Origin of the sequence: Mesorhizobium jarvisii (genome assembly GCF_003601985.1) — a bacterium.
GTDB classification, from domain to species: Bacteria; Pseudomonadota; Alphaproteobacteria; order Rhizobiales; family Rhizobiaceae; genus Mesorhizobium; species Mesorhizobium jarvisii.
The window spans coordinates 329,866-353,267 of the sequence record NZ_QZXA01000007.1; the positions used below are offsets into that span (position 1 = coordinate 329,866).

26 protein-coding genes are annotated in these 23,402 nt (G+C 63.1%); 10 read left to right on the plus strand and 16 right to left on the minus strand.

Going from position 1 to position 23,402, the window contains the following annotated elements; genetic code table 11:
• The first annotated feature begins 13 nt into the window (after positions 1 to 13).
• Positions 14 to 1,009: a transporter gene (locus tag D3242_RS19855; protein WP_064984998.1), complete on the plus strand. Its 996-nt coding sequence runs from the start codon at positions 14 to 16 to the stop codon at positions 1,007 to 1,009.
• On the opposite strand, the gene rarD is transcribed toward D3242_RS19855, so the two are convergent.
• The 8 genes from rarD to cysS form a co-directional block, all read right to left on the minus strand.
• Positions 987 to 1,919 (minus strand): EamA family transporter RarD, encoded by a 933-nt coding sequence (gene rarD, locus D3242_RS19860; RefSeq protein WP_064985000.1) that lies wholly within the window; start codon positions 1,917 to 1,919, stop codon positions 987 to 989. The two genes, D3242_RS19855 and rarD, sit on opposite strands and share 23 nt — an antisense overlap.
• 83 nt (positions 1,920 to 2,002) lie before the next feature.
• Positions 2,003 to 3,625 (minus strand): citramalate synthase, encoded by a 1,623-nt coding sequence (gene cimA, locus D3242_RS19865; protein ID WP_171880395.1) that lies wholly within the window; start codon positions 3,623 to 3,625, stop codon positions 2,003 to 2,005.
• The gene (pip, locus tag D3242_RS19870) at positions 3,622 to 4,572 is read right to left on the minus strand and encodes a prolyl aminopeptidase (protein ID WP_019857228.1); all 951 of its coding nucleotides are present in this window, start codon (positions 4,570 to 4,572) and stop codon (positions 3,622 to 3,624) included. The genes cimA and pip overlap by 4 nt, the downstream gene beginning before the upstream one ends.
• The gene (locus tag D3242_RS19875) at positions 4,569 to 5,045 is read right to left on the minus strand and encodes a GFA family protein (protein ID WP_027046669.1); all 477 of its coding nucleotides are present in this window, start codon (positions 5,043 to 5,045) and stop codon (positions 4,569 to 4,571) included. Before D3242_RS19875 ends, pip begins: the two co-directional genes overlap by 4 nt.
• On the minus strand, positions 5,042 to 5,533 hold the full coding sequence (locus tag D3242_RS19880) for a GFA family protein (protein ID WP_019857226.1): 492 nt from the start codon (positions 5,531 to 5,533) through the stop codon (positions 5,042 to 5,044). Before D3242_RS19880 ends, D3242_RS19875 begins: the two co-directional genes overlap by 4 nt.
• A 3-nt stretch (positions 5,534 to 5,536) precedes the next feature.
• The gene (locus D3242_RS19885; RefSeq protein ID WP_038645668.1) at positions 5,537 to 5,923 is read right to left on the minus strand and encodes a VOC family protein; all 387 of its coding nucleotides are present in this window, start codon (positions 5,921 to 5,923) and stop codon (positions 5,537 to 5,539) included.
• Positions 5,920 to 6,327, minus strand: coding sequence for an endonuclease domain-containing protein (locus tag D3242_RS19890; protein WP_064985001.1), 408 nt, complete (start codon positions 6,325 to 6,327; stop codon positions 5,920 to 5,922). Before D3242_RS19890 ends, D3242_RS19885 begins: the two co-directional genes overlap by 4 nt.
• Before the next feature lie 280 nt (positions 6,328 to 6,607).
• The gene (cysS, locus tag D3242_RS19895) at positions 6,608 to 8,041 is read right to left on the minus strand and encodes a cysteine--tRNA ligase (RefSeq protein WP_064985003.1); all 1,434 of its coding nucleotides are present in this window, start codon (positions 8,039 to 8,041) and stop codon (positions 6,608 to 6,610) included.
• A 417-nt stretch (positions 8,042 to 8,458) separates the two neighbouring features.
• On the opposite strand from cysS, the gene D3242_RS19900 reads away from it, so the two are divergent.
• Complete coding sequence (locus D3242_RS19900) at positions 8,459 to 8,614, plus strand: hypothetical protein (RefSeq protein ID WP_019857222.1); 156 nt, start codon at positions 8,459 to 8,461, stop codon at positions 8,612 to 8,614.
• 71 nt (positions 8,615 to 8,685) lie between these two features.
• On the opposite strand, the gene D3242_RS19905 is transcribed toward D3242_RS19900, so the two are convergent.
• Entirely contained in the window at positions 8,686 to 9,447 is a 762-nt protein-coding gene (locus D3242_RS19905; protein WP_038645664.1) for an SOS response-associated peptidase, read from the minus strand.
• A gap of 126 nt (positions 9,448 to 9,573) precedes the next feature.
• Between D3242_RS19905 and D3242_RS19910 the strand changes: the two genes are divergently transcribed.
• The 4 genes from D3242_RS19910 (at position 9,574) to D3242_RS19925 (ending at position 11,920) form a co-directional block, all read left to right on the plus strand.
• On the plus strand, positions 9,574 to 9,999 hold the full coding sequence (locus D3242_RS19910) for an NUDIX hydrolase (RefSeq protein ID WP_019857220.1): 426 nt from the start codon (positions 9,574 to 9,576) through the stop codon (positions 9,997 to 9,999).
• A gap of 72 nt (positions 10,000 to 10,071) precedes the next feature.
• Positions 10,072 to 10,449: a TIGR02301 family protein gene (locus tag D3242_RS19915; protein ID WP_019857219.1), complete on the plus strand. Its 378-nt coding sequence runs from the start codon at positions 10,072 to 10,074 to the stop codon at positions 10,447 to 10,449.
• A gap of 350 nt (positions 10,450 to 10,799) precedes the next feature.
• Positions 10,800 to 11,057, plus strand: coding sequence for a hypothetical protein (locus D3242_RS19920; protein ID WP_008874920.1), 258 nt, complete (start codon positions 10,800 to 10,802; stop codon positions 11,055 to 11,057).
• Positions 11,058 to 11,128: 71 nt separating this feature from the next.
• On the plus strand, positions 11,129 to 11,920 hold the full coding sequence (locus D3242_RS19925; protein WP_064985005.1) for a hypothetical protein: 792 nt from the start codon (positions 11,129 to 11,131) through the stop codon (positions 11,918 to 11,920).
• 34 nt (positions 11,921 to 11,954) lie between these two features.
• Here D3242_RS19925 and D3242_RS19930 read toward each other — a convergent pair whose 3' ends face one another.
• Positions 11,955 to 13,286: a dihydroorotase gene (locus tag D3242_RS19930; protein ID WP_064985007.1), complete on the minus strand. Its 1,332-nt coding sequence runs from the start codon at positions 13,284 to 13,286 to the stop codon at positions 11,955 to 11,957.
• Between the two features lie 75 nt (positions 13,287 to 13,361).
• On the opposite strand from D3242_RS19930, the gene ygfZ reads away from it, so the two are divergent.
• The 3 genes from ygfZ to D3242_RS19945 all read left to right on the plus strand — a co-directional run bounded on the left by ygfZ (position 13,362) and on the right by D3242_RS19945 (position 17,064).
• Positions 13,362 to 14,222: a CAF17-like 4Fe-4S cluster assembly/insertion protein YgfZ gene (gene ygfZ / locus D3242_RS19935; RefSeq protein ID WP_038645660.1), complete on the plus strand. Its 861-nt coding sequence runs from the start codon at positions 13,362 to 13,364 to the stop codon at positions 14,220 to 14,222.
• Positions 14,222 to 14,857 carry a YfbR-like 5'-deoxynucleotidase gene (locus D3242_RS19940; protein WP_019857215.1) on the plus strand — a complete coding sequence of 212 codons (636 nt, stop codon included), beginning with the start codon at positions 14,222 to 14,224 and terminating at the stop codon, positions 14,855 to 14,857. Before ygfZ ends, D3242_RS19940 begins: the two co-directional genes overlap by 1 nt.
• Before the next feature lie 65 nt (positions 14,858 to 14,922).
• Entirely contained in the window at positions 14,923 to 17,064 is a 2,142-nt protein-coding gene (locus tag D3242_RS19945; RefSeq protein ID WP_064985101.1) for a putative bifunctional diguanylate cyclase/phosphodiesterase, read from the plus strand.
• 16 nt (positions 17,065 to 17,080) lie between these two features.
• Here the strand turns inward: D3242_RS19945 and D3242_RS19950 are convergent, their stop codons facing one another.
• Positions 17,081 to 17,971 carry a fatty acid desaturase family protein gene (locus tag D3242_RS19950; protein WP_038645658.1) on the minus strand — a complete coding sequence of 297 codons (891 nt, stop codon included), beginning with the start codon at positions 17,969 to 17,971 and terminating at the stop codon, positions 17,081 to 17,083.
• 113 nt (positions 17,972 to 18,084) lie between these two features.
• Here D3242_RS19950 and D3242_RS19955 point away from each other — a divergent pair, with 113 nt between their 5' ends.
• A complete protein-coding gene (locus D3242_RS19955) occupies positions 18,085 to 19,002 on the plus strand; it encodes a LysR substrate-binding domain-containing protein (RefSeq protein WP_027046664.1) in 918 nt (305 codons plus the stop codon).
• Positions 19,003 to 19,020: 18 nt separating this feature from the next.
• Here the strand turns inward: D3242_RS19955 and D3242_RS19960 are convergent, their stop codons facing one another.
• The 5 genes from D3242_RS19960 to D3242_RS19980 all read right to left on the minus strand — a co-directional run bounded on the left by D3242_RS19960 (position 19,021) and on the right by D3242_RS19980 (position 23,395).
• The gene (locus tag D3242_RS19960; protein WP_064985009.1) at positions 19,021 to 19,293 is read right to left on the minus strand and encodes a DUF3303 domain-containing protein; all 273 of its coding nucleotides are present in this window, start codon (positions 19,291 to 19,293) and stop codon (positions 19,021 to 19,023) included.
• A 21-nt stretch (positions 19,294 to 19,314) separates the two neighbouring features.
• Positions 19,315 to 20,778, minus strand: a complete 1,464-nt coding sequence (locus tag D3242_RS19965; protein WP_019857210.1) for a RimK family alpha-L-glutamate ligase — start codon at positions 20,776 to 20,778, stop codon at positions 19,315 to 19,317.
• A complete protein-coding gene (locus D3242_RS19970; protein WP_038645656.1) occupies positions 20,775 to 21,881 on the minus strand; it encodes a peptidase C39 family protein in 1,107 nt (368 codons plus the stop codon). Before D3242_RS19970 ends, D3242_RS19965 begins: the two co-directional genes overlap by 4 nt.
• A 207-nt stretch (positions 21,882 to 22,088) precedes the next feature.
• A complete protein-coding gene (locus tag D3242_RS19975) occupies positions 22,089 to 22,880 on the minus strand; it encodes an anti-sigma factor family protein (protein ID WP_038645654.1) in 792 nt (263 codons plus the stop codon).
• On the minus strand, positions 22,877 to 23,395 hold the full coding sequence (locus D3242_RS19980; RefSeq protein ID WP_038645651.1) for an RNA polymerase sigma factor: 519 nt from the start codon (positions 23,393 to 23,395) through the stop codon (positions 22,877 to 22,879). Before D3242_RS19980 ends, D3242_RS19975 begins: the two co-directional genes overlap by 4 nt.
• Positions 23,396 to 23,402 lie beyond the last annotated feature (7 nt).

The following is a 23,402-nucleotide window of genomic DNA, read 5'->3' on the forward strand; positions in this document are numbered from 1 at the left end:
TGGAGAAGCGACAGTGAACATCGCCCTCCCCGCCGAAGGCACCGACCTTTCGCCCTATTTGCCCGATGAGCACGGGCTGTTCTTCATCTACCATTTCACCGCTGAAGGCGTGCGCACCAAGGATCCCGCGCAAGCCCACTGGACCTGGCGCAGCTACCAGATCACCGACCTCCACGCGCGCCAGGAGATCGGCGCCGAGCAGGCCCTGCCGGCCCGGGCGCGTGACGCATTCCTCGCCCCCAGCCATGGCTGCCACATCGATTATGAGGATGGTTGGCTCTATGGCGATCTGCCGGACCTCAAGCACGATTTCTCGGAGGCGCGCGGGCTCGTCCATTTCCGCTTCGCTTTCAACGACACGATGCTGATCGGCGCCCGCAAACAGCCGCTGGAGTCGGTCGACGCCATCCGCAAGGCGGTGGAGAATGGATCGCGGAAATTCCGCTCGCCGTCGGACCTGATCGAGGCGGTCATGGGCCAGTCGCTCGATGGCATGTCGGGTGAACTCGGCAAGCTTGGCGATGCGCTTGACGGCATAGAGGACCGCGTCGTGCGCGATGCATGGCACAATGAACGCCAGGCGCTGGTCGAGGCGCGCCGGCAACTGGTGGTGATTCACCGGCAGATGGCGACGCTCACCAACCTGTTCCGGCATCTCGACCATTCGCATCGCGACGAGCTGCCTGATCTGATCAATGATATGGCGGCCAGACTCTCGCACCGGGCACTCACCCTCTATAATGACGGCGAGCAGTTGCAGGCACGCACGAGGTTGTTGCAGGACGAGCTGATGGCGAAACTGACCATGCAGTCGAACCAGCTTCTCTACGTTCTCTCCGTCATGACGGCGGTGCTGTTGCCGATGACCATCATCTCGGGCCTGTTCGGCATGAATGTCGGCGGTTTGCCCCTGGTCGACACGCCGATGGGTTTCTGGGTGGTGACCGCGGTCTCGCTGCTGATCGCCGGCGTGACCTATCTCTTCGTCAGGCGGCTCGGACAGATGTAGCCGCCGCCCGTCGCGCGCTGACCAGCATCGACCAGGAATACATCGCCAGCGCCGTCCAGATCAGGGCAAAGGCTATGGCTTGTGCCGTGCCGAACGGCTCGTCGAAGATCAGAACCGCGATCAGGAAAACCATGGTCGGCGCGATGTACTGCATGATGCCGATGGTGGAGAGGCGCAAAAGCTTGGCGCCGAACGCGAACAAAAGCAGCGGCACCGACGTGACCGGACCGCAGCCGATCAGCAGCGCCGTGTCGGTGCCGGTGCTCGACACGATGTGGTCCTGTCCGGTCGCGATCAGGTAGACGATATAGCTAAGAGCCGGCACGGACAGCAAAAGCACTTCGAGCAGAAAGCCCTGGCTTGGCCCGATCGGCAGCGTCTTGCGGAAGAAGCCGTAGGCGGCGAAGGAAAACGCCAGCGCCAGCGACACCCAGGGCAGCTTGCCGCCCTCGATTGTCAGCACCGTGACGGCAACCGTCGCCAACGCGACCGCCGCGATCTGCAACCGGTCGAGCTTTTCGCCCAGCAGCACGGCTCCGACCACGACCACCACCAGCGGGTTGATGTAATAGCCAAGCGCGGTCTCGACGGTGCGATCGACGGCGATCGCCCAGACATAGATGCCCCAGTTGACCGAGATCAGCGCCGCCGTCAGCGCCGCCATGGCGATGGTGCGAGGCGAACGAATGGCCGCCTTGAAGTCCGCCGTGCGGCCGGCCCAGACCAGGACCGCCGCGGCGATCGGCACGGACCAGACGATGCGGTGGGCGATCACCTCGGCAAGAGGCAGATGCGCCACCGCTTTCATGTAGAAAGGCAGCACACCCCACAAGAGATAGGCGCCCAGCGCCAGCAGGAAGCCGCGACGGGCCTTTGACTCTGCGTCCAGGGCAATTGCTTCAGTGACCATGGCCCAACCCTATGGCCCAGTAACCTTGGCAAGACCATCACAAAGTTCTGATGGATCAATGGACTTCCGCTGATGGTTCAACCTTATTCGGCAGCAACAAGTCCGGCCATCTCGCGGTTCTTCATCAGCTTGTAGATGATCGAATCCATCAGCGCCTGGAACGAGGCGTCGATGATGTTTTCGGAAACCCCGACGGTCCACCAGCGCGCGCCGGTGCCATCATGCGATTCGATCAGGACGCGGGTGATGGCCTCGGTGCCGCCATTGAGGATACGCACCTTGAAGTCGGCGAGTTCGAGGTCGACGATCTCGCTCTGATATTTGCCGAGATCCTTGCGCAGCGCGATGTCGAGCGCGTTGACCGGACCATGGCCTTCCGCCACCGACATCTTCTCCTCGCCGTCGACCTCGACCTTCACGATCGCCTCGGAGACCGTCTTCAGCTGGCCATTCGCGTCGAAGCGGCGCTCGACCATGCAGCGGAATGAGGTGACATTGAAGAACTCCGGCAGGCCGTGCAGCATCTTGCGCGCCAGGAGCTCGAAGGATGCGTCGGCGCCCTCATAGGCGTAGCCCTCGGCCTCGCGCTCCTTGACGACTGATATCAGCGCGTCGAGCCGGTGATCGTCCCTGGGCACCTCGATGCCGCGCCGCTTCAGCTCGGCGAGGAAATTGGCCTTGCCGCCCTGGTCGGAGACCATGACGCGGCGGCGGTTGCCGACGGATTCGGGCGGCACATGCTCATAGGTCGCCGGTTCCTTGGCCAGGGCGGAGGCATGGATGCCGGCCTTGGTGGCGAAAGCCGAGGCGCCGACATAGGGCGCCTGGGCTTCCGGCGCGCGGTTCAGCAACTCATCGAATGCGCGCGACAGACGCGAAATGCCGGTCAGCGCTTCGGCCGAAATGCCTGATACAAAGCGATCCGCGAAGGCCGGCTTCAGCGCCACCGTCGGCACGATCGAGATCAGATTGGCGTTGCCGCAGCGCTCGCCTATGCCATTCAGCGTGCCCTGGATCTGGCGCACACCGGCCTCGACCGCGGCCAGCGAATTGGCGACCGCCTGGCCCGTGTCGTCATGGGCGTGGATGCCCAGATGATCACCGGGAATGCCTGATGCGATGACCTTGGCGACGATGGTACGCACTTCCGAAGGCTGCGTGCCGCCATTGGTGTCGCACAACACCACCCAGCGTGCGCCGGCATCGTAGGCCGTCCTGGCGCAGGCCAGCGCATAGTCCGGATTGGCCTTGAAGCCGTCGAAGAAGTGCTCGCAATCGACCATCGCCTCCTTGCCCGAAGCCACAGCGGTTTCGACCGAAGTCTTGATCGACTCCAGATTCTCCTCGTTGGTGCAGCCGAGCGCTACGCGGACATGATAGTCCCAGCTCTTGGCGACGAAGCAGATGGCGTCGGATTTCGATTGCACAAGCGCTGCAAGGCCGGGGTCGTTGGATGCCGACACCCCTGCCCGCTTGGTCATGCCGAAGGCAACGAATTTGGCGCTTGCCGTGCGTTTCTGCTGAAAGAACGCCGTGTCGGTCGGATTGGCGCCAGGATAGCCGCCCTCGACATAGTCCATGCCGAAATCGTCGAGCAGTTTTGCAATCGCGATCTTGTCCTCGACGGAAAAGTCGATGCCCGGCGTCTGCTGGCCATCGCGCAATGTGGTGTCGAAGAGATAGAGACGCTCGCGGGTCATGGTCATTTGCCTGCAAATTTGTCCGTCGCGCGGATCAGCCGATCGAGGATGCCCGGCTCCGAATAGGCATGGCCGGCGCCCTCGATCAGGTGGAAGTCGGCCTTCGGCCAGACCTTGTGCAGCGCCCAGGCATAACGCGCCGGACACGGCATGTCGTAACGGCCATGGACGATGGTGCCGGGGATATCCTTGAGCTTCCAGGCATCGCGCAGCAGCTGCCCCTCGTCGAGCCAGCCGGCATGGACGAAATAATGGTTCTCGATGCGGGCGAAGGCGATGGCATAGTCGTCCTCGCCAAACTTGTCGCTGGTTTCCGGCTCGGGCAGCAGCGTGATGGTTTCGCCTTCCCACAGGCTCCACGCGCGGGCTGCTTCCAGCTGCGCCTTGCGGTCCGAGCCGACCAGCCGCTTGCGGTAGGCGGCCATCATGTCGCCGCGCTCAGCCTCGGGGATCGGCGCCACGAAACGCTCCCACTTGTCGGGAAACATCTCGGAGACGCCGAACTGATAGTACCATTCGAGCTCGGCGCGGGTCAGCGTGTAAATGCCGCGCACCACGAGTTCGCTGACACGATCGGGATGCGTCTCGGCATAGGCGAGCGCCAGCGTCGAGCCCCAGGAGCCGCCGAACACCAGCCATGTGTCGAAGCCGGCCATTTCGCGCAGCCGCTCGATGTCGGCGACGAGATGCCATGTGGTGTTGGCCTCCAGCGAGGCGTTCGGCGTCGACTTTCCGCAGCCGCGCTGATCGAACAGGATGACGTCGTAGAGTTTTGGGTCGAACAGCCGCCGGTGTTTGGGCGAGATGGTGCCGCCAGGTCCGCCATGCAGGAACACGGCCGGTTTGGCGCCCTTGGTGCCGGAACGCTCCCAATAGACCTCATGGCCATCGCCGACATCGAGCATGCCGCTGTCGAACGGTTCGATCTCCGGGTAGAGGGTGCGCAAGCTCATAGTTTCAGGCCCTGTTGCGGCCAGTTGGCCGTTTCGTGATCGGGATGCTGGAAGGAGATGATCTGCTCCTGCCTTGCGTAAAAGTCGGGATCGTCATGAACCGGCGCCTCGAAGATTTTTTCCACCCAGGGCAGCCGGGACGCGTAATTGACCTGAATTTGCGGCGCCAGGTCCGAGCGGTCGTCGAAGGCGCCGATGGCGATCTCCAGCCCGCCGGGCTGGCGGTAGGTCAGCGGCGTGCCGCAACGGGCGCAGAAGCCGCGATCGATGTTGACCGAAGACTGGAAATAGCTCGGTTCCTCATGGGTCCATTCGATACCGTCCCTGGGCGCCGTCACCAGCGCGCCGAAGAACGAGCCGAACTGTTTCTGGCACATGCGGCAATGGCAGATGGACGGGCGCCCAAGCGCCCCCTTGACGCGGAAGCGCACGGCGCCGCACTGGCAACCGCCGGTTCGGACAGTCTCGGTCATGGTCTTTCCTCCGGCGGCCATTGGTCGGTGTCGTGATCGGGATGCTGATAGGACACAAGCTCGGCGAGATAGGGAGCCGAACCCATGTCCGCCATCGTATCCTCGCCCGGCAGTTGCGGGATCGAATCCACATAAGGCAGTTTTGCCTCGGTGCCCCACTGGATGGTCGGCGCGATGTCAGCCGGATCGTCGAAGGCGGCGATCGCCAGCGCCATGCCGTCGGGCGCCTCGAAGGTCAGCGGCGTGCCGCATTCGGCGCAGAAGCCGCGCCAGGCAGCATTGGAGGAACGAAAGCGCTTGGGCTCGCCGCGCGTCCAGTCAACCCTGGCGCCGCGCACCGAGACCAACGGCAGGTAGAAATTGCCGCTCGCCTTCTGGCACATGCGGCAGTGGCAGATCGAGGCGTCGCCAAGCGTGCCTTCGACGCGGAAGCGCACCGCGCCGCATTGGCAGCCGCCTGTGTAGACCGGCCGGTTGTCAAGGCTCATGGCTCACTCCGGCTCATGGCAGACGGCCTCGACATTGTTGCCGTCGGGGTCGAAGACGAAGGCGCCATAATAGTTCGGATGATAGTGCGGGCGCAGGCCCGGCGCGCCATTGTCCTTGCCGCCGGCTGCCAGGGCCGCGGCATGGAAGGCATCGACCTCGGCGCGACTGCGCGCGGTGAAGGCAACGTGTTGATGGGCCTTTTGACCACCCTTGCCTTCCTGCAGCCAGAACACGGGCCGATCACGGCCATAGCCACCGACCTTGGCACCGCCGGTGTATTCCAGCGGCACCATATAGAGCAGCGAAGCGCCAAGCGGCGCCATCGCCTTGTCGAAGAAAGCCTTCGAAGCCTCGAAGTCGGCAACATCGATGCCGAGATGGTCGATCATGGAAATGCCTCCCTTGCTGGCTCACGTGCTGGCACTTCGGCACCGGCCAAACCGGCCTCGATCACGATGTGCTGGCAGACATTGTCGATATCGCGAATGACGTCGTCGTTCCAAAAACGCAGGATGGTCCAGCCGCTGGCCTTCAGATAGACGCTTCGCGCCTCGTCGTACTGGAGATGTTCCGCGTCAGCATGCTGGCTGCCATCGACCTCGACAATGAGGCGATGAGCCGAACACGCAAAGTCCACGATATAGGGCCCAATCGGCACTTGCCGCCGAAAGCTCATCTCCATCAGCCGGTGAGCACGTAACTCGTTCCAGAGTTTCAACTCTGCATCGGTCATGACGCGATGCATGGATTTGGCGTTTCTTCGCTGACGGGATGGAACGAGGTCGTGCCCCATCAAACACTCCTTCGCCGGCAACTAGCGAAATCGGCCACGAGGGCTGATCTCCCCCCTTGCGGGGGAGATGCCCGGCAGGGCAGAGGGGGGTGCTGTCCCGCCGGCCTGTCAGCTTGCGACCGCTGCCTTCTCAAGAAGTGATTGGAATAAGGGGGGACAAACGGAAACGTTGGCGTTCCTTCACACCCCCCTCTGTCCTGCCGGACATCTCCCCCGCAAGGGGGGAGATCGGCTGTCACCGGCGCCTCCGCCAAACTTGCAAAGGTGCTTGGCGCTACCCTCACCGCTTGACCTCCCAAGTCGTCACACGTTCGCCGGTGGCCGGATCCTTGCCGTCCTTCAACTGTACACCCTGCGCCAAAAGCTCGTCGCGGATGCGGTCGGCTTCGGCCCAGTTCTTGGCGGCGATGAGAGCGAGGCGATTGGCGATTGCCTTGGCAATCTTGTCCTCGTCGACCTTTGCCGAGGCGACATCGAAGCCGAGGAACAGCAGTGACGCCTTCAGAGCGGCGGCGGCTTCGTTGCCTTCCGCGGCCTCGCCGGCCAACTGCGTCAGCACCTGGAAGGCGGTATAGGTGGCGAGATCGTCCGACAAGGCACTGATGACCTCCACCGGCAACTGCCCTGCCGCAGGCGCCAGATCCGCGGCGCGTTTCCATTTGCGCAGCGTGTTCTCCGCCTCCTCCAGCTTGCGCACGGAAAAGTCGATCGGCTCGCGGTAGTGCGTCATCAGCATCGCCAGCCGCAGCACCTCGCCCGGCCAGTTGCGGCCGCCGAAGGTCTTCGTCTCCAGCAGTTCGTGGATCGAGTAGAAATTGCCGAGGCTCTTCGACATCTTCTGCCCCTCGACCTGCAGGAAGCCGTTGTGCATCCAGACATTGGCCATGACTGACGTGCCGTGGGCGCAGCGCGACTGGGCGATCTCGTTCTCATGATGCGGGAAGATGAGATCGAGGCCGCCGCCATGGATGTCGAACACCTCGCCGAGATAAGCCGCCGACATCGCCGAGCATTCGATGTGCCAGCCGGGCCGACCCCTGCCCCATGGGCTCTGCCAGCCCGGCTCTTCCGGTGAGGACAGCTTCCACAGCACGAAATCGCCGGGGTTCTTCTTGTGGGCATCGACGGCGACGCGGGCGCCGGCCTGCTGCTCGTCGAGATTGCGCTTCGACAATTGGCCGTAGTCCGGCATCGACGCCGTGTCGAACAGAACTTCACCTGCCGCGACATAGGCATGGCCCCGTTTGATCAGGCTTTGAATCAAGGTGATCATGTCGGCCTTGCCATCGGCGCGGGGCTCGACGAATTCGGTGGCGCGCGGTTCAACCGTTGGCTCCAGGCAGCCAAGCGTGGCGACATCCCTGTGGAACTGGTCGGCGGTCTTTTCGGTCACCCGCCGGATGGCTTCGTTGAGCGACAGCTTTCCGGCCGATATCTCGCTGCCGAAATCGCGCAGTGCACGCGCGTTGATCTTGTCGTCGACGTCGGTGATGTTGCGCACATAGGTGACATGCGCCTGCCCATAGAGATGGCGCAGCAGGCGAAACAGCACGTCGAAGACGATAACCGGCCTGGCATTGCCGATATGGGCGAAGTCGTAGACGGTCGGGCCGCAGACATACATGCGCACATTAAGCGCATCGATCGGAACGAAATTCTCCTTCGTTCGCGTCAGCGTGTTGTAGAGGCGCAGGCCCTGCGATGCGTCGGACATTCCATGCCTTCCCGGTTCAGAACTTTTTATCTGGATGGAGCCAGTCCCGCGCCGAGGCGCAAATCAGACTCCAGCCTGCTGGCCGGGGCGTTTGTCCAATCTGGGGAAAGATGAGGCGAAAACGTCCGGACCAGCGCGAGGCTAGCCAATAATGCAAATGCCACAAATGGCGAAAGACGTTTTCATGGGCGGCTTTATCGCCTTGGTCAGTGTTGCCGTCAAGCCGCTGCTTCCAAGAAAAACGCCGTAAAGATTGGCAAACGCGTCGCACGATCACGCGGAATCAGGCAGTGAAACATTTTATTAAACATGTCGGCACAGTCATGAAACATTCGCCGGCTAGATCACCAAACGTCACGATTTGGTCGGATTCAACGGTCAAACGCGAACACGAAAACGTTACCTGGGAAGAGAAACATGCCTCGAAGCAAGCAGGAAGCCAACCGCGCCAAGCAACCGGCGCTGGCCAGCCACTATCGCGCCATCGGCCCGGCCGCGATCGTCGCCGCCCTTCTTCATACCGCGAAGAAAAAGAAGCCGGCGCCGAAGATCGTATCACCCCGCGCTGCCTGAAGCAGTGTGCGGCCGGCGCCAAAGGCGCCGGGCATGAGGCGCTCACATACGCCTCGAAATAGCGGTATCCCTTAGAACAATGTCATCTGACTGTCGTCCGCGCCAGGCTTCTGGCGCCTGGTCTTCTCGGGCTCCGGCCCGACCTCGCCCCTCTGCTGAATCTCCGGGCCGGTGTTGGCGACCTTGTTGACGAGGTCGGAGACAGGGATAGCCTCGAAGAAATCGGGCTGCGCCGGCCGCAGCAGGTCGGCAACATCGCGCGGCTCCAACGTGCGGCAATCCAGCCAGCGGGCGAAATCCCCGGGATCGATCACCACCGGCATCCGGTCGTGGATATGAGCGATGTCGGCATTGGCATTGACCGTCAGGATGGCGCCGGTGTCCATTTCCGAGCCCCCAGGCTCGGCATAGGTCTCGATCAGGCCGGCAAAGGCGACCAGGCCGCCATGCCTGGGCCGAATCCAGTAGGGTTGCCCCTTCTTGCCCCCGCTCTGCCGCCATTCGTAGAAGCCAGACGCCGGCACCAGCGCGCGGCGATGACGCATGGCGGCCTTGAACGAGGCCTTTTCGATTGCGCCTTCCGAGCGCGCGTTGAACAGCAGCGGAAACTCCCTTGTGTCCTTGACCCAGGTGGGAATGAGGCCCCAGCGCACCAGCATCGGTTGCCGATCCGGCAAATTGGAGCCCGGTGCACGCGGCGCGCCGGCGGTCGCCATCAGCACGGGTTGCGTCGGCGCGATGTTGTAGCGCGCCGGGAAATCCTCCAGCTCGGCCAGGCCGAGAAAGGCGGCGGTCTGATTCGGTGTGGCGGCCAAGGCAAAACGTCCGCACATGATCGATTGCTCCTGCCTTCGAATGGTTCCAGAAAGTGGCGATGGAACAGCTGCACTGCAACCGCTAAAGCTGTCCGGCGCTGACCCGTCCACAGCGGGCTGCGGCGGTCGAACGGTTGGGAAGCCATGAGCGATACACGAAAGATACTGCCGGCGGTCTCGGTAGCCGTGGTGCGTGGCGACACCGTGCTCTTGGTCAAGCGGGCGCGGCAACCTTCGCAGGGTCTCTATGCCTTTCCCGGCGGCAAGGCCGAGGCCGGCGAGACGCTGGAGGATGCCGCCAAGCGCGAGTTGCACGAAGAGACCGGTTTGCGTGCCACCGGTTTTCGCCCGCTTCGGGTAATTCATATCGACGGCAGGGACGATTCTCACCCGGTCGATTACCGCCTCACGGTCTTCGGCGCCGCCTATGCCGGCGGCGAGGCCGTGGCGAGCGACGATGCCGAGACAGCAGCCTTCTACACACTCCGCGAGATGGCGGCGCTGCCGCTTGCCGGCTCGGTGTTCGCGGTGGCGGAAGATCTGCTTGGCCGACTTGCTGGTTCCCCCTGAAAGCCGCTGAATTCCCCAACCGCCGGGCCGGAAACGCCTTGCAGGCGACAAATTGTTTGGTCACATAGACTTATGAGCCGTGCTCGTTTTCTTGTCGCTTTATGCCTTGCCGTCAGTACGGCCGTGGCCGTGCGGCCGGCGTTCAGCGTCGAGTCGCCGTTCGAGCCGGGGCTGATGCGGTTGGCGGAGGTGCTGGGGTCGCTGCATTTCCTGCGCAATCTGTGCGGCGAGAAGGGCGACCAGTGGCGTGGCGAAATGGAAAAACTGCTCGAATCGGAAAATCCGGATCCGGAGCGTCGCGCCCGCTTCATCGCCAGCTTCAATCGCGGCTATCGTTCCTTCGGCGGCACCTATACGCAGTGCACCGCTTCAGCCACGGAAGCCATTAGCCGTTACATGAAGGAAGGCGAGACGCTGTCGCGCGATATCGCCTCGCGCTATGGCAATTAGGCGTCCATCAACAGATATCCGAGCCGTCGCCGGTCCTATCAGACAAATCTGGCTTGTAGCGGTCTGTGTCTTGGTGCAATCCTGATGTTGTACTTCTGCAACAGCGTTAATCAAACGTTACCGCAAGAATGCGAAATTAACTCAAACTGAAGGTTTTCACCCCGCAGGCAGGCCTAATCGGCTAAGTTTGATCCGGGTTGAAACGCAGCTTCGCCAAACACAGCCGTCTGCTGTAAAGACGATCAAAAAAATGTCGTATTTACAGATACTTACTTAGGGCTGCGTGTAAACGGAACAGATCAAGCCTGATCCGCACTGATGGATCGCAGCTTGAAAGGGTGGACATCGCTATGGAACATGGTGTCAACGACATCGATGCGCTGGTCAGGGAAGAAAAACGCCTGACGGCGGTGGAAAGCCACAGCGAAGCCTGGGCCGAGGGCCTTTCGGCCGGCATCGAGCCCGAGATCATTGCCGAGGCGGCGCTTGAGACCGCGTTCGGTGAAATGCTGCGCGCCAACGGCGAGACATCGGCCCTTGCCCTGCTCGACCGCATGCGTGAAAAGGTGATTGCTGGCGCCTTCGAACCCGAGCGGCTGCGGCACTGAACCGACATCCGGTTCTTTGACGATCGAGTGCCGTTTGGGCATCATGCCCGGGAGCCAAGGAGATACGGGCAGTGAATTTTCCGATGTCAGGCAGGCCGAAGGGCTTGGTCCTCTACATCCGTCTCGCCGCTTGCTGTGCCGCGATTGCCTTTGTGACGTGCCTGGCAAGCAGCCCGGCCTATGCGCTGAGCGAGATCCAACGCGAAGACCTTCCCTCACCTGTCACCCCGTCAGCGGATGATGACGTCTCGTCGCCCGGCGGCGCGATTCCCATGCCCGACCCGGTGGGAACGCCGCCTTCGACCGGCCAGCAGCCTGCCGCTCCGGACGCGGCAGAGCCCGACAGTCCAGCGGATGGCGGCAGCAACAGGCCGCGTGTCGATCCCGAGGCGCCCTTGCCTGAAGTCGTCTACGACCTTGGCAAGCTGCCCGAGCCCGTGCGGCGCATGCATGATCTGATCATCGAGGCCTGCAAGAGCGGCGACATCGAAAAGCTCCGGCCCCTGATCGGCAAGGGCGACAGCATGACCCAGCTGTCACTGGCCGACATCGACGGCGACGCCATTGCCTTCCTCAAAGGGCTGTCCGGCGACCCTGACGGCCAGGAGATCCTGGCCATACTGGAGGAAGTGCTCAGCGCCGGCTATGTCCATGTCGACGCCGGAACAGCGCAGGAACTCTATGTCTGGCCGTATTTCTTCGCGCTGCCGCTGGACAAGCTCGACGCCAAGCAGCGGGTCGAGCTGTTCAAGATCGTCACCGCCGGCGATTTCGACGACATGAAGCAGTTCGGCGCTTATATCTTCTATCGCGTCGGCATCACGCCTGCCGGGCAATGGACATTTTTCGTCGCCGGGGACTGAGCGGCTTGCTCCTGCTTGTAGGGGATAGGGAAGCTCAGACGACAAGGGCCTCGGAAAACTCCACCGCCCTGCCCTGGCCCGGTGTGACGATTTCGCCTTCCCACATAACGCGGCGGCCGCGAATGACGGTGCCGACCGGCCAGCCGGTGACTTCCTTGCCGTCATAGGGCGTCCAGCCCGCCTTGGAGCCGGCCTGCGCATTGGTGATGGTCTCGCGCCGCTTCATATCGACAACCGTGAAGTCGGCGTCGTAGCCGGCGGCGATGCGGCCTTTTCTGGCCATGCCGAAAATGCGCTGCGGGCCGTGGCTGGACAGGTCGACGAACCGCTGCAAGGTCAGCCGGCCCGCGTTGACGTGGTCGAGCATGATCGGCACCAGCGTCTGCACGCCGGTCATGCCCGAGGGCGAGGCTGGATAGGGTTTTGCCTTTTCGGCCAGCGTGTGCGGTGCGTGGTCGGAGCCGAGCACGTCGACGATGCCTTGCGCGATGCCGTGCCAGACGCCATCGCGGTGGCGGGAGTCACGCACGGGTGGGTTCATCTGGATCAGTGTGCCGAGCCTGAGATAGTCGTCGGCGCTGAGCGTCAGATGATGCGGCGTCGCCTCGCAGGTCGCGACGTCCTTGTGCTGTTCGAGGAACAAGATCTCTTCGGCGGTAGAGATGTGCAGGACATGGATGCAGGCGCGAACGTCGCGCGCGATGCGCACCAGCCGTTCGGTGCAACGCAAGGCGGCGGTCTCGTCGCGCCAGACCGGATGCGATGACGGGTCGCCCTCGATGCGTTCGCCAAGGCGCTCGCGCAGCCGGAACTCGTCCTCCGAATGAAAGGCGGCACGGCGGCGAGTGTTCCGCAGGATCGAGGCGACGCCTTCGTCGTCCTCGACCAGCAGGTCGCCGGTGGACGAACCCATGAAAACCTTTATTCCCGCGGCGCCCGGCAGCCGCTCGAGCTCGCCGACATCCCTGGCGTTGTCGCGGGTACCGCCGACCCAGAACGCGAAATCGCAATGCATACGGTGGCTGCCTCGCCGAACCTTGTCGGCCAGCGTTGCCTCGCTGGTGGTCAACGGGTTGGTGTTGGGCATCTCGAACACGGCGGTGACGCCGCCAAGCACCGCCGCCCGCGAGCCGGTTTCCAGATCTTCCTTGTGCTCCAGTCCCGGCTCGCGAAAATGCACCTGACTGTCGATGACGCCCGGCAGGATGTGCAGGCCGCGACAGTCGATCGTCTCGCCGGCCGAGGCCTGGCGGAGATCGCCTATTGCGGCGATGCGTCCGTTCTTCACGCCAACGTCACGTGCCCCCTCGCCATCATGGTTGACCACTGTGCCGCCTGTCAGGATGAGGTCGTAGGTCATGGCCATGCTCTCTTGCGGGGGGAGTGTCAGCGGCTTACGTAATGGCCAACCGTTTTGCAAGATCAGGCTTTTATCCTCCCCATGCCCTTTGCCCTGCTGAAAGACCGCGCGCTCATCTCCGTCTCCGGCCAGGATGCCGAGCACTTTCTGCAAAACATCCTGACCACCGATCTCGATACGCTCGGCGCCGGCGAAGCAAAGCCGGGCGCGCTGTTGACGCCGCAAGGCAAGATCCTGTTCGACTTCCTGATCTCGCGTGCCGGCGAAAACGCCTTCCGGCTGGAATGCCGAGCCGACATTGCAGATGATTTCGTGCGCCGGCTCATACTCTACAAGCTTCGCGCCAAGGTCGAGATTGCCAAGTCGGAACAGTCGCTTGTCGCTGTTGCGTGGGGAAAAGAGTCAATCGCCTCAGAAAATGATTCAACCGCGTTTGCCGACAGGCGCTTTGCCAGGGAAAGCGTCACACGCACCTATGCCGGCATTGCGGATGCCGGCGAAATCGCCGCATGGAAGGCCTTCCGCATCGCCCACGGCATCGCGGAGAGCGGTGCCGACTATGCGTTGGGCGACGCCTTCCCGCATGACGTGCTTCTCGACGAGACCGGCGGCGTCGGCTTCAGGAAGGGCTGCTATGTCGGCCAGGAAGTGGTCTCGCGCATGCAGCATCGCGGCACCGCCAGGCGACGTGTGCTGATCGTGCAGGCTGGGCTTGCCCTGCCCGCCTCCGGCACCGAACTCACCGTCGAGGGCCGGCCGGTCGGCACGCTCGGCTCGACCGCCGGCGACATCGGGCTTGCCATTGCCCGCATCGACAGGGTCAAGGCGGCGCTGGACGCTGGCCAGCCGATCCTGGCCGGCGATGTTCCGGTGAGGCTCGCCATTCCCGCCTGGGCCAAATTCAGTTTTCCGCAGGAAACCGTCAGCGCGGAGGAAGCCTGATGGCGGCGGACCGCACCGGTGCGCCGCCGCGCGCCTGGCAGCGCATGCTGTCCGGCCGTCGGCTCGACCTGCTCGACCCCTCGCCGCTCGACATCGAGATTTCCGACATTGCCCATGGGCTCGCCCGCGTCGCCCGCTGGAACGGCCAGACCAGCGGCGAGCATGCGTTTTCGGTCGCCCAGCATTCGCTGCTGGTAGAAGCCCTGTTCAATCATCTGGTGCCTCAGGCTTCTGCCACCGACCGGCTCGCCGCGCTGCTGCACGATGCGCCTGAATATGTCATCGGCGACATGATCTCGCCGTTCAAGTCGGTGATGGGCGGCAGCTACAAGGACTGCGAATTGCGCCTGCAGCGCGCCATCCATCAGCGCTTTTCGCTGCCTCCCGAACCGGCCGCGGCACTGCGCAGGGACATCAAACGCGCCGACCAGATCGCCGCCTATTTCGAGGCAACGCTGCTGGCCGGCTTCTCGACCGCCGAGGCGACCGAATTCTTCGGCCGTCCGCGCGGTTTCTCCGCCGAGCGCTTCGATTTCACACCACGCTCGGTGACCTGGGCGCAAGATGCCTTCCTGAGGCGGTTTTCGGCGCTTGAGAAGTCGCGGCATCCAGTTGCAACGTCGGCGGTAGGGTAGAGAACGCTAAATTAACCGGAAACGGCAACAGTGTGGTGTTCGATCACGCACCGCAGGCGCGCCTCATGCCCGTCGTGGACGTCAAGGATGGTTCGATCGTCCCGCAACGGGCGCCCGAAGGCGTGGAGCGCTCTCGCCGCATGGAAGACGAGCTGCGCGAACAGAACGAACGCTTTTCAGCCGCTGTCGAGAACATGTCGCACGGGCTGTGCATGTTCGATGCCGACGAACGCATGATCATCTGCAACGGCAACTACCTCAACATCTTCTGCCTCGACGCCAAGCTGGTACGACCAGGCATCCGCTTCATCGACATTCTGCGCCACAGCGTCGACATCGGCATCGCCTCGCAAAGCGCCGACGAGCTCTATGCCATCCGCAAACCCTACATCGACCAGGCGAAACCCTCGACCTACGAAGAGACGCTGTCGGACGGTCGCATCATAAACATCTCGCACCGCCCGCTGGCCGTGGGCGGTTGGGTCTCGATCTACGAGGACATCACCGAACAGCGGCGCGCCGAGCAGGACCTCAAGGAGCAGCATCGCCGTTTCGACGCGGCACTCGCCAACATGTCGCAAGGCCTGCTGATGTACGACGCCGACGGCAGGATGATCGTGCGCAACCGGCGTTTTCTGGAGCTCTACAACGTCACCGCGGGGGACTTTCCGCTCGGGACGACGCATCGCGACGCGCTCGAAAAACTGCTGGAACTCGGCATCTACCAGAAGATCGACGTCGACAGCGAAGTCGCCAAGACCGAGGCCTGCCTGGCGGCGGCAAAAATGCACTCGGCCTATCGTTATCTAACCGACGGCAGGACGGTCCTGGTCACGCGCCAGCCGATGAGCGGCGGCGGCTGGGTGGTGACCTTCGACGACGTCACCGAACGTCGACGCACCGAAGAGCGCATGATCCATCTTGCGCATCACGACACGCTGACCGGACTGCCCAACCGCTCGATGTTTCGCGAGCGGCTCGACCAGGCGCTGGAGGATGCGGCGGCACCGCCGTTGGCGATCTTCTCGCTCGATCTCGACCGCTTCAAGGCGATCAACGACACCTGGGGACATCCCGCCGACGACTGGCTCTTGAAAAGCGTCGCCGAAAGGCTGCAGCGTTGCCTGCGCAATGAGACTGACGTCGTCGCCCGCTTCGGCGGCGACGAGTTCGTCGTCATGCAGTTCAACTCAAGGGGCGTCGCCGATGCTGAAAAACTGGCGAAGCGCATCGCCGAGGCCATCGCAAAACCGTTTCGCGACAGGAGCCGAGATATGCACATCGGCATCAGCCTGGGTATCGCTGTTTTCCCTGAAGATGGCAGGGACGCCGACACGCTGCTGAAAAACGCCGATACGGCGCTCTATCGGGCCAAGAGCGAAGGGAGAAACCTCTATCGCTTCTTCGAGCCCGCGATGGACGCCATAGTGCAGGCCCGGCGGGCTCTCGAGGTCGACCTCGAGGCCGCACAGCCGCGTCAGGAGTTCGATCTCGATTTCCAGCCCATCATGAACATCGCCTCCGGCGAGATCATCGGCGCGGAGGCCTTGATGCGCTGGCATTCCCCGGCGCGCGGCACCGTCGCGCCGGACGCGTTCATTCCCGTCGCCGAAGAGACCGGCCTGATCGTGCCGCTCGGCGAATGGGCGCTGAGGAAGGCCTGCGCGGCGGCGGCCAGCTGGCCGCCCGGCTTGCGCATCGCGGTCAATGTCTCGGCCGTGCAGCTCAAAAGCGGCGGGTTTGCCCGCAGTGTCATCTCGGCGTTGGCCTTTTCAGGCGTGCCGGCCGGACAGCTGGAGCTGGAAATCACAGAAACCGTGTTGATGGACGAGAGCAAAACCGTGCTGAAGACGCTGCGCCAATTGCGCGATCTCGGCATCCGCATCGCGCTGGATGATTTCGGCACCGGCTATTCCTCGCTCGGTTATCTCAGGCGTTTCCCGGTCGACAAGATCAAGATCGACCGCTCCTTCATCCGCGACATGAGCAATCGCGACACGGCGGCGATCGTCCGCACCATTATCGGGCTCGGCAACGAGCTTGGCATTGTCGTCACCGCCGAGGGCGTCGAGACCGAGGCGCAACTCGACATGCTGCGCGACAATGGCTGTGAAGAGGCGCAAGGCTATCTGATCGGTATCCCCTCGAAGGCGGCGGACATCCAGCGTCTGTTGAAGGCGCGTGCGCTACGCAGCCAGACCGGCTGATAGCGTAGGCGCAAGGTCAGATCAGCGTTTCCACGTATTTCTCGTGGAAGCTGACATAGCCCGGCTCGACCACCTTCAGATGCCGCTCGATCAGCGCGTGAAACTGCGGCAATTGGTGAAACGGCACGCCCGGATAGGCATGATGCTCGGCATGGAACGGCATGTTCCAGGCCAGCTTGCGCACCACCCAGTTGGTCAGCGTGGTTCGCGTATTCTCCAGCATGTTGGCCACGAACGGACAGCGGCCGTGCTCGGCGAGCAGATAGAGGCGCAGAAAGGGCTGCCCCAGCAGAGCCGGAATGATCCAGACATAGAGAAGCACGGAGAGACGGAAATAGACGGCGAACAGAAGAACGACGGCGTAAAAGGCAATCGTGGCGCGCGCTTCGGCCCGCACCTTGGGTCGGCCTTTCGGCGGCACATAGCTTTCCTGGCTGCCGCCAACCGCATTGGCGTAGAGCGTCTTGAGATGGCCCCACCACAGCGGGATGCCGGAAACATGCACGAGGTACTGCCGCAGCGTTTCCGGCTTGGGAAAGGCGAGCTCCGGATCGTTTTCAGGGTCCTGCGTGAAGCGGTGATGGGCGAAATGGAAATAACGGAACCAGTCGGCCGGCAGCGCCAGCGCCAGGCTGCACACCCGCGCCACGGCATCGTTCAGCCACTGCGTGTCGAAGGCCGTGCGATGAACCGTCTCGTGCAGCAGCGTGAACAGGAAGACGATCAGGATGCCTTGCGGCAGCATCAGCAGCGGCCAGAATGGCACTTTCGCGGCGATCAGCGATCCAATGATCACTATCGCTCCCCAATGGGCGCCGAGCTGAACGAGACCCACAGCATTGGACTTGGCGGTCAGGCGACTACGCTCCTCCGGGGTAAGTGACGCGATGATGTCGCGATGGTCCATCGATTTCGATCCAGGCTGGCGATTTGATAAGACCCACTCTAGTTGGTGAAAAAGCTTTCCAAAAACGACGATTCCTGCGATTTGGATAAGTTCATCTTATCTATATGGCGATCATGGTCACATCTCCATCGCTCAAAGGACTTCAGGCCTTCGAGGCCGCGGCGCGTACGGGCAGTTTTGCTGCGGCGGCGGAAGAGCTTTCGGTCTCGGCGGCCGCCGTCAGCCAGCTTATCCGCACCGTCGAGGAACAGATGGGGCGCAAGCTGTTTCATCGGGTCAACCGCAAGGTTGTGCTCACCGAGGCCGGCGTGGAGATGCTGCCTCGGTTGACCATGGCCTTCCACGAAATCGGCAGTGTCTCGCGCGAATTGGGCGGCGATGCCTTCCGCCCGCGCTTGGTGGTGTCGGTGCCGCCTTCCATGGCGATGGGCTGGCTTTCGCAGCGTCTGTCGGGCTTCGTCGCAAGCCACGGCGCCGCCGACATCTCGCTGCGCGGCGACGACGACCCGGTGCCGTTCGACCGCGAACTGATCGACATCAGGCTCTCCTACGGTCCGCATTATCGCGAGCACCCGACCGAGGACATCACCCGGGACGCCGTCTATCCGGTCTGCGCACCGAGGCTTGCCAGCGCGATCAAGGCGGACGCCGGTCCGCTCGCCGGGCTGTCGCTGATCCACACCGACTGGGGACCAACCGGCGCCTCGTTTCCGTCCTGGCGCAACTGGTTCGAGGCTGAAGGTGTCCAACCTGGCCGGGCGGCGCAGCGGGGCCTGTCGGCCAACTCGTCGCGCGCCGCCCTCGACCTCGCCATTTCGGGGCTGGGTGTGGCACTGGCGCAAGGGGTCTATTGTGCCGAGGCGGTGGAGGACGGCAGGCTGGTTCGGCCCGCCGCCAGGGCGATCGCACTGCGCCAGCCCTATTGCCTGACCATTCCCGAGCGCAGCGCCAGGCGCGATGTCGTGGCGGCATTCCGCGATTGGCTGATCGAGGAATGCCGTCGCGCCGTGGGCTCGCCGGCGCTGCGTTGACCCGTCGGGCTCGCGTGGTCACAGGTGCCCGCTCAAGGCCGCCACCATTTCCTTGCTCGTCGCCACCGGAATGATCTCGAACTCGACCAGATCGGCCCATTCGATCACCCAGCGTTGCAGCAGCGTGACGCCGTCCGTCTCCACCAGCAGGAAGCAGCGGCTCATGTCCGCGGCGATCCAGCTGTGGTGAACGACAAGCTCCTCCGGCTTCAGGCGGCCCCGATCGCGGAAACGGCGGTAGATATCCTTGCGGTCGCAGCCGGTGAAATCCTCGATCACGATGAACTGCATGTTTTCCCCTTGGTGGACTTGTTACCGCCCCGGCCGGTCGAGCCGCTCCAGGAACCACTGCGTCAGCCGCACCCAGACCTCGTCCTTTTCGCCGGAATCCTCCCAGCCATGGTCGAGATTGGGGTTGTCGTTGACCTCGATGACGAAGACGCCGTCCTTGGTCTCCTTGAGGTCGACGCCATAGAGGCCGTCGCCGATGCAGCGCGCCGCCTTGACCGCCGTCTCGACGACATGGGCCGGCGTCTCCTTCAGCGTGAAGGTCTTGATGCCACCTTGGTCGGGCTTGCCATTGGCCTTGTGGTTGACGATCTGCCAGTGCTTCTTGGCCATCAGATAGTGCACGGCAAACAGCGGCTGGCCGCCGAGCACGCCGACGCGCCAGTCATATTCGGTCGGAATGAATTTCTGCGCGATGAGGAGGTCGGAATCCTCCAGCCACTCGGTCGCAAGCCGTGTCAGTTCCTCAAGATTCTCGCATTTCTTGACGCCGCGCGAGAAGGACGAATCCGGGATCTTCAGCACGAGCGGGAAGCCCAGCGTCTGCGCGGCCAGTTCGAAGTCGGAGGTGCCGGCGATCATCACGGTCGGCGGCACCGGCACCTTGTTGTAGGCCATCAGCTCGTTAAGATAGACCTTGTTGGTGCAACGGATCATCGACAGCGGATCGTCGATGACGGGCATGCCTTCCTGCTGGGCGCGGCGGGCGAAACGATAGGTGTGGTTGGAGATCGAAGTGGTCTCGCGGATGAACAGCGCATCGTAGTTCGCGAGCTTGGCAAGATCCTTCCTGGTGATAGGCTCGATTTCGACGCCCATCTTTTCGGCGATCTTGGCCCAGTAGCGCAGCGACGAGATTTCCGACGGCGGCAGTTCCTCGTGCGGATCGACCAGCGTGGCGAAGGTGTAGCGCGCCGGCGTGCGCCCCTTGGTGTCGCGCCATTCACGGTTGGTGTAGGTCTCCAGGCACTGGATGAAGCTTTTTTCCTCGTCCTCGGTCATACGCGCCAACGGATGGAAGCCGATCTTGCGGATCGAAGCCCATTCGGCGCTGTCCTTGATGTGAACCTCGAGCGCCGGCGCCCGGAACCAGTCGAACAACAGCTTGGCGAAGCGGTCCCAGACTTTCGACGGGCCGATGCCGAAAAAGATGCACACCTTGGCTGGAAAGGCGCCGCCGAGATCCTTGCGGCATTTGTTGAGCGCCAGTTCCAGTTCCGGCAGCGCATGTTCGTAGAGCTTGCGTTCGGACAGGTCGATCATCGTCTCAACGGTCGGAATGACCTTGTGGCCGCGCGAACTCGCCAGCAGCGAGGCATAGTAGCCGCGGCTCTGGTAGCCGTAATTGTTGGACAGGTTGATGACCTTCGGCCGCTGGCCGCGGAACAGCGACGGATGCGCGAGATAGTCGCGATTGGTGATGATCTTATGCGGTGTCGCCACCTGGTCGAGATCGCTCTGCCGGCCGGTAAGGATGACCCAGGTCATTGTGTGTCGCGCTTCCCCAGAGTGATGGCGGCACGCAGTCCGTCGCGGCCGAACTGCGCCATGTTCATGAAGATGCCGTAGGGCACGGGAATGTTGGCGGCATCAAGGATGGTTTCCTGCCTTTCGTCCTCGACCCAGGGATCGTGGATAAGAATATGATCGCCATCGTCGCCGATGGCCAGCACCCAGTGCGGCACCTTCTTGCCGAACATCAGGAAACCGCTGATCAGCACCAGCACCAGTTTTCCCTCTGATATCGCGGTTCTGATGTCATCGATGGTGAAGGAGCGGTAATTCACCGGGATGCCGTAAAGTTCCGCGCGGCGGCGAAAGTCGACCTGGGCCAGTTCCATCACGCGGCGCTTGTCCTCGCTGCGCACCGATTGCAGAAACAGCGCGCCGTAGAAGGAAACAAAGATCTCCGCCGCGAGCCCGCTTTCATAACCCGAGACAGCCAGGCCGAATGGTTCGCAGCCGCCCGGCCCCGACATCATGAAGACGGTCGTGGCCTCGCGCCAGAGGCGGATTTCCATCACCGGATCGGGCACGAAGTCGCGGTCGAAATTGGCCATGGCCATCATCAGGCAGCATGGGCCGCAGGTGAACTCGCAGGTCTGCTGGTAGAACGGCACCCTTGTGGCGACCGGAAGGTCGCCGCGCAGGGTTTTCTCATAACGAAGCGCGGTCGCGCCGTCCTCGTAATAGCCAGGCTCGCGGCCAATCTTGCGGTAGCCGGCCCGCTCGTAGATGCGGATGGCGCGGTCGTTGTCCTCGCGCACTTCGAGACGCAGCATCATGCGATCGTGCCCGAAGGCCGCCTCCTCCGCCGCAGTCAAAAGCTGGCGCCCGATGCCAAGCGCGCCGAAAAATGGACCGACGGCTATGGAATAGAGCCGCGCCACCCCACTGCCCTTGCGGAACAGCACGATCGCGTAGCCGGCGACGCGGCCGTCGAGCTCGGCGACCAGCGTCTCAGCGGTCTCGCGCTCGATGAAAAGGCGAAAGGAGCGACGGGAAATGCGATCGCTCGAAAAAACGGCTTTCTCGATGGCGGCGAGATCATCGACGTCAGACGCGCGGGCCGTACGGATCTCGGCAGGCATGCGACTTGAGAAAACCTCGATTGCGTTGCGGAAACGGCCCCGATCAAAAGCGTCGCAAACACCGGCCGAAGCGCCAGTATTCATCAAGCGCTATCGCTCCTTGATTAGGGCCGAATTGTGACAGTTTCGGCGGTGGCAAGGAAGCTCGCGGGCTTTGAGCAGGATCCCTGTTTGATAGGCCACCGGCTGCGAACAATTGCGGCCAACTCAGCTTGCGAGACCCGCCAGAAGCTGGCCATAGGCATTCTTGGCCACGACTGCCAATTGCTCGCGCGGCAGCGAGCCGACGACGGCGCAGCCATAGCCCTTGTCCAGCCAGTAGACGGCCTGCGGGCCGTCCTGCGCCGAAGCATAGGTGCCCTTGGCATTCTCCACCGATTCCGCGGTGACGAAGAGGGATATGCGCTCGCCCTTGTCGTCCTCGTAGAGCAGCATCGCGGCCTTGCTGTCGCCGGCCGGCAGCAAGCGGCCGCCAACCAGTTGGAAGCCGTTCGCGGTCAGGTCCGGCGCCACCAGCTTCAGCCCGACCCGGTTGGACAGCCAGGTCTGCAAATGATCCTTGTCGCTGGCCGGCACTTCCACGGCATGCCGCTTCTCGGCGGCGTAGATGACATGGGCGGCAATCGCCTGTTCGGCGAGCCGATCTTCCGCCGGGTCCTCCTGTCCGATGCCGTCCATGCCGGCAAAGTAGCCGCCAAATCCACCCGTGGCCAAAAGCACCGCCGCGGCAGCGGCAAGCCACCAGCGCGAGCGCGGCACCGCAGTCTTAACCGGCGCTTCGCCGAGCACCACCTTGCGCAAGCGCGCGGGAACAGGTTCATCCAGCACGCCGGCAAAGGCCGAGCGCAACGCCTCCCGGTCGGCTGTGAAGCGGGCGCTCCTGGCCTTCATCTCGGGGTTGGCGTCCAGCCAGGCATCATAGGCGGCGCGCTCGTCGGCCGGCAGTTCGCCGTCGAGCGCCATATGGATGTCACGTTCTGAAAAATCGCGGCGGATCATTTCTCGACGATCCTTATCGCGCGGCGACGCGCCGTGTCATCCAGCAAGCCGCGCAGCTCCTCACGCCCGCGCGCAATGCGCGACATCAGCGTGCCCGCGGGCACGCCCAGCATGTTGGCGGCCTCGGCATAGGAGAAGCCTTCGATGGCGACCATGACAAGAGCCGCACGGCGATCGGGGCTGATTGCCTGCAGCGCGTTGATGATCTCACGCGAGGCGATGCCGTCCAACTGCTCTGCCGGCTGGGCCACCGCCTCGCCCGCTTCCAGGGGCAGCATCGCCGCTTCGCCGCGACGGTTCACCTTGCGCATCTGGTCGATGAACAAATGATGCATGATCGTAAACAGCCACCTCCTGGGGCTTTCTCCCGTCTGCCAGTTGTCGAGCCGCACGAGTGCGCGCTCGAGGCAGTCCTGGACGAGGTCGTCGGCAGAATCCCGGTCGCGCAACAGCGAGCGTGCGTAGCGGCGCAGGCGCGGTATTTCGCCAAGGATTGCTGCCTTCTTTTCGTCCATGACCGCT